Source organism: Paucibacter sp. XJ19-41 (assembly GCF_028462495.1).
In the GTDB taxonomy this organism is placed as follows: Bacteria; Pseudomonadota; Gammaproteobacteria; order Burkholderiales; family Burkholderiaceae_C; genus Roseateles_E.
In genome coordinates this window covers 1-5397 of the sequence record NZ_JAQOWX010000198.1, presented here as the reverse complement: position 1 = coordinate 5397, position 5397 = coordinate 1, and the positions used below count along the sequence as shown (strand labels likewise).

Sequence of the window (5397 nt, the reverse complement as noted above, 5' to 3'; positions counted from 1 at the left end):
GGGGTGGCCGCGCGCGGCGCGGCGCCCGGCAGCGCGCGTACCGGCGCCGGCTTGTCGCCCTCCTCGCGCGCCTGATCGATATGCAGCTTCAGCCGGCCCATCGAGCGGCGGATCGCGCCGCCGTTCTTCTCGGGCGCCAGCGCCTGCAGCCCCTGCTCGGTAGGCATCTCGATATTGATGCTGAGCCGGTCCGCATAGCGGCCGGCGCGTGCCAGCAGTTCGGCGCTGGCATCGGGGATGGTCTTCAGGTGGATATAGCCGCGGAAGTCGTGCTCCTCGCGCAGCCGGCGCGCCACCTCGACCACCTGCTCCATCGTGTGGTCCGGGCTCTTGATGATGCCGCTGGACAGGAACAGCCCTTCGATGCAGTTGCGGCGGTAGAAGTCCAAGGTCAGGTCCACCACCTCCTCGACCCGGAAGCGCGCCCGCGCCACATTGCTGGACGAGCGGTTGACGCAATACAGGCAGTCGTACTGGCAGTGATTGGTCAGCAGCAGCTTCAGCAGCGAGATGCAGCGACCGTCCGGCGCATAGCTGTGGCAGATGCCCATGCCCTCGGTGGAGCCGATGCCGCGCCCGCCCAGCGAGTCGCGCGAATCGCTGCCGCTGGACGCGCAGGAGGCGTCGTATTTGGCGGCGTCGGCGAGGATGGCGATTTTGCGGTTCAGGTCCATGGCGCAGGGGATGATAACTGTTTAAATATACAGTATTCATGCCGCCTGCAGACACTCAATCCTGGGCCCAGCGCTCGCAAGAAGCCTTCACGACGGCCGGCAGATCCAGGCCCTGCTCCTCATGCAGGCCGCGCAGCCATTGGGCATCGCCGCCCCGCTGCGCCACCAGCATGGCCAGCTCGGTCAGCGCCGCCACCGCACCCAGGCGCTCGGCCGTCGGCATCAGGGTCTGCAGCAGTGCCGCCAGGCTCTCCGCCAGCGGCTGCTGGGCGCCGCTTTGCGGGCAGACCAGCACCGCATCGAGCCCGAAGCGGCAGGCCTGGAAGCGGTTATAGCTATAGACCAGCTGGTCGTCGGCGTGCGGCTTGATCGGCTTGTCTTGCAGCAGCCAGGCTGCCAGGCACTGGGCGAAGCCGGCCAGCGCCGCCGCACGCCGCACCGTCAGCGGCGTGTCCAGTACCCGGATCTCTATGGTGCCGAACTCGGGCTTGGGCCGGATGTCCCAGTAGAAATCCTTCATGCTGGCGACGATGCCGGTGCGCTCCATGCGCGCGAAGTAGCGGCCGAAATCCTCCCAGCGCAGCTCGAAGGGCGCGGTGCCCGACAGCGGGAAGGCCAACACGGTGTTCAGCCGCGCCGACTGGAAGGCCGTGTCCGCTCCCTGCACATAGGGCGAGGACGCGGCCAGCGCGATGAAGTGCGGCACATAGCGGCTCATCGCCTGCAGCAGCCACAGCGCGCTGTCGCCGTCCTCGCAACCGATATGGATGTGCTGGCCGAAGACCGTGAACTGCTTGGCCAGGTAGCCATAGAGCTCGCTGATCTGCAGGAAGCGCGGCTTGTCGTAGATCTGCCGCTCGGTCCATTGCTGGAAGGGGTGGGTGCCGCCGCCGCAGATCGCGATGCCCAGCGGCTCGGCCTCCTTCAGCAGCGCATCACGGGTGAAGCTCAGCTGCTGCAGCAGCTCGGCATGATTGGCGCAGACACCGGTGCAGACCTCGATCATCGAGAGCGTGATCTCCGGGGTCACCGCGCCCGGCAGGCCGGCGTTGTCCAGCCGCGCCAGCAGCTCGTTGGCGGCCGGCATCAGATCACCATCGGCCGGATTGATCAGCTGCAGCTCCAGCTCCACACCCAGGCTGAGCGCCTGGGATTTGGCAAAGTCTTGCAAAGGCATGGCGCCCTCCTCTCATCGAATCAACAGACTTCACTGTAGGTCGCCTGCGGCCTGGCGCCGCCCGGCCGCAGCCGGGTCGCGGCCTTGTCCTACAGCGCCCCAGCCGCCCCACCTACGTCCCACCTACGCCCTGCCCAGCCCAGCTATTCCTGCCCCAGCGCAAGCCCGGGCAAGACCCCGGCACACGGCGGGGCCGGGTGCAGGGCAAAATGCCCGCATGACCGACCGCGTGATACCTCTGCTGGACCAGCGCTTCGCCAGTCCCCGGCTCCCCGTGCCCGAGCATCCGCAGGCCCCCACCGGCCTGCTGGGCGACGCGCTGGGCCGGCCGCTGCGCGATCTGCGCATCTCCGTCACCGATCGCTGCAACTTCCGCTGCAGCTACTGCATGCCCAAAGAGGTGTTCGACAAGTACCACGAGTTCCTGCCGCACGCCGAGCTGCTGAGCTTCGAGGAGATCACCCGCCTGACCCGCTTGTTCGTCGCCCATGGCGTCAGCAAGCTGCGCCTGACCGGCGGCGAGCCGCTGCTGCGCCGCCATCTGGAGCGCCTGATCGAGATGCTGGCCGAGCTGCGCACGCCCGACGGCGCGGCGCTGGACCTGACGCTGACCACCAAGGGCTCGCTGCTGGCCAAGAAGGCCCGCGCGCTGAAGGCCGCCGGCCTGCAGCGCGTCACCGTCAGCCTGGACGGGCTGGACGACGCGGTGTTTCAGCGCATGAACGATGTCGGCTTCCCGGTGGCCGAGGTGCTGCGGGGCATCGAGGCCGCCCAGGCTGCGGGCCTGGGGCCGATCAAGGTCAATATGGTGGTCAAGCGCGGCACTAACGAAGACCAGATCCTGACTATGGCCCGCCATTTCCGGCACACCGGCATCGTGCTGCGTTTCATCGAGTACATGGATGTCGGCGCGACGAACGGCTGGCGCATGGACGAGGTGCTGCCCTCGGCTCAGGTGCTGGAGCGGCTGGGGCGTGAATTCGAACTGAGGCCGCTGTCGGCCAGCGCGCCGGGCGAGACCGCCGAGCGCTGGGCCTATGCCGATGGCGGCGGTGAGATCGGCCTGATCTCCAGCGTCACGCAAGCCTTCTGCGGCGACTGCAACCGCGCCCGCCTGTCCACCGAAGGCAAGCTCTACACCTGCTTGTTCGCCCACAGCGGCCATGACCTGCGCGCGCTGCTGCGCGGCGACTACAGCGACGCCCAGATCAGCGGCGCACTGGGGGCACTGTGGGGTGGCCGCAGCGACCGCTATTCGCAGCTGCGCGCCTCGCAAGCCCCCGAGGCGGCAGCCGCTGGCGCGCGGCGGGTCGAGATGCACTACATCGGAGGCTGAGGCATGCAGGCCCAGTCCGCTAGCGTCCTGCCGGTGCCGCGACTGCCACCTGGCTGCGAGCTGCGCGTGCTGAAGGCCGAGCAACTGGAGGCCTACAAGGGCCTGCGCGACGCTATGCTGGCGGCCCACGAAGAAGCTTTCACCTCGGATGCTGCCACCGAGCTGGCGCGCAGCGCCGAGAGCTACCGCAGCCGGCTGAGCCTGGGCGCCGGTGGCGCCAACTTGGTCACGCTGGCCGCCTGGATGGGGCCGCGCCTGGTGGGCGCCGTCTCCTGCGAGCGCGAGCCCCGCGAGAAGGTGCGGCACCTGGCCCATCTGATCGGCATGATGGTGGCCGACGATGTGCAGGGGCTGGGCATCGGCCGCGCCCTTCTCTACAGCGCACTGCGCCTGCTGCAGGCCGAGCTGGGCATCGAGCAGGTGACCCTGTCGGTGACCAGCAGCAACCAGCGCGCCGTGACCCTCTACACCCGCATGGGCTTCGAGCGCTATGGCTGCCTGCCCCGCGCGATCAAGCTGCCCTCGGGTGACTACCTCGACAAAGACCTGATGCGCCTGGACCTGCGCAGCCTCCACCCATGACAACGACCACCAGCCTCCAAGCCATCGCCTCCTGCCTGTCCGGCTATGACCCGCAGGCGCTGCGCGTCGAGCTGGCGCAGGACTTCATCGCCCGGCTGGTGCCACGGGTCGCGGCCGTCGAGCAGCTGGCGCTGCGCAGCGCGCTGGGCCGGGTGCTGGCCGAGGACATTGTCTCGACGATCAACGTGCCGGCCGGCGACAACTCGGCGATGGACGGCTATGCGCTGCGCGGCAGCGATCTGAGCACCGACAGCGATGGCGATATCCGGCTGCAGCTGGCCGGCACCAGCTTTGCCGGCGGCCCGGCCGGGCAAGACCTGGCCCCGGGACAGTGCCAGCGCATCATGACCGGCGCGCTGATGCCGCCGGGGCTGGACACCGTGGTGCCGCAGGAGTTCACCCGGCTTGACGGCGACACCGTGGTGATCCCCGCCGGCCTGCTGCGTGCCGGCGACAACCGCCGCCTGGCCGGCGAGGATCTGGCGCTGGGCCAGGTGGCGCTGGCCGCCGGCAAGCGATTGCGCCCCGCCGACCTGGGCCTGCTGGCCTCTCTGGGCCGCGCCGAGGTACCGGTGCGCCGACGCTTGCGCGTGGCCATGCTGTCGACCGGCGACGAGCTGCGCTCGATCGGCGAGCCGCTGGGCGCCGGCTGCGTCTACGACAGCAACCGCTATACCTTGTGGGCGCTGCTGCAGCAGCTGGGCGTCGAGGTGCTGGACCTGGGCGTCGTGCGCGACGACCCGGCGGCGCTGCGCGCGGCTTTCGAGACGGCGGCGGCCAGCGCCGACGCCATCATCAGCACCGGCGGCGTCAGCGTCGGCGAGGCCGACCACACCAAGCGTGTGATGGCCGAGCTCGGCGAGGTGCTGTTCTGGAAGATCGCGATGCGTCCGGGCCGACCGATGGCCATCGGCCGCATCAATCAAGCCATCCTGTTCGGCCTGCCCGGCAATCCGGTCGCGGTGATGGTGACCTTCTACGCCTTTGTGCGCGAAGCCTTGCTGGCCATGGCCGGCGCGGCGCCGCAGCCCCTGCCCTGGCTGCGCGCCGCCTGCCTGCAGCCGNTCCGGTCGCGGTGATGGTGACCTTCTACGCCTTTGTGCGCGAAGCCTTGCTGGCCATGGCCGGCGCGGCGCCGCAGCCCCTGCCCTGGCTGCGCGCCGCCTGCCTGCAGCCGCTGCGCAAGAAGGCCGGCCGCACCGAGTACCAGCGCGGCATCGTCAGCCGCGCCCCCGATGGCGGCTGGCAGGTGCAGATCACCGGCAACCAGGGCTCGGGCATTCTGTCGAGCATGAGCCAGGCCAACGGCCTGGTGGTGCTGGGCCATGAGCAGGGCGATGTGGCGATCGGCGAGCTGGTCGATGTGATGCCCTTCGAGGGGATGAACGGTTGAGCCCTGTGCTGCACTTCTGTGTCCTGCTGCACAGCTGAGCAACAGGGCGCCGACAGCGCGGCAAACCGCCGCTTTCCGACGCTTCAGCGCCGACCTCGGGCGGGCGGGCCTCCCTAGGATGCAGACATCCCAGAACGGAGGTCTGCATGACGAACACGATAGGCGCAACACCCCCTGCCGCGAGCGCGGCGCCCCTGAGCGGCAGCACCCGCACGCCGGCCGCCGAGGCCGCACC

At 69.5% G+C, this 5397-nt stretch carries 5 protein-coding genes and 1 pseudogene; 4 read left to right on the top strand and 2 right to left on the bottom strand.

Going from position 1 to position 5397, the window contains the following annotated elements; translation table 11 throughout:
- Both PO768_RS27640 and PO768_RS27635 read right to left on the bottom strand, forming a co-directional pair.
- A partial coding sequence (locus PO768_RS27640) for a radical SAM protein (protein WP_336297792.1) occupies positions 1-674 on the bottom strand: 674 nt, incomplete at its 3' end.
- A 55-nt stretch (positions 675-729) separates the two neighbouring features.
- A complete protein-coding gene (locus PO768_RS27635) occupies positions 730-1851 on the bottom strand; it encodes a YbdK family carboxylate-amine ligase (RefSeq protein WP_272648623.1) in 1122 nt (373 codons plus the stop codon).
- Between the two features lie 217 nt (positions 1852-2068).
- On the opposite strand from PO768_RS27635, the gene moaA reads away from it, so the two are divergent.
- The 4 genes and pseudogenes from moaA to PO768_RS27615 all read left to right on the top strand — a co-directional run bounded on the left by moaA (position 2069) and on the right by PO768_RS27615 (position 5162).
- Positions 2069-3187 carry a GTP 3',8-cyclase MoaA gene (gene moaA, locus PO768_RS27630; protein WP_272648622.1) on the top strand — a complete coding sequence of 373 codons (1119 nt, stop codon included), beginning with the start codon at positions 2069-2071 and terminating at the stop codon, positions 3185-3187.
- 3 nt (positions 3188-3190) lie between these two features.
- Positions 3191-3769 (top strand): GNAT family N-acetyltransferase, encoded by a 579-nt coding sequence (locus PO768_RS27625; protein WP_272648621.1) that lies wholly within the window; start codon positions 3191-3193, stop codon positions 3767-3769.
- Positions 3766-4845: pseudogene (gene moeA / locus PO768_RS27620) on the top strand (molybdopterin molybdotransferase MoeA); the annotation flags it as partial. The gene PO768_RS27625 and the pseudogene moeA, both read left to right, overlap by 4 nt.
- A 2-nt stretch (positions 4846-4847) precedes the next feature.
- Complete coding sequence (locus PO768_RS27615) at positions 4848-5162, top strand: hypothetical protein (RefSeq protein ID WP_272648619.1); 315 nt, start codon at positions 4848-4850, stop codon at positions 5160-5162.
- Positions 5163-5397 lie beyond the last annotated feature (235 nt).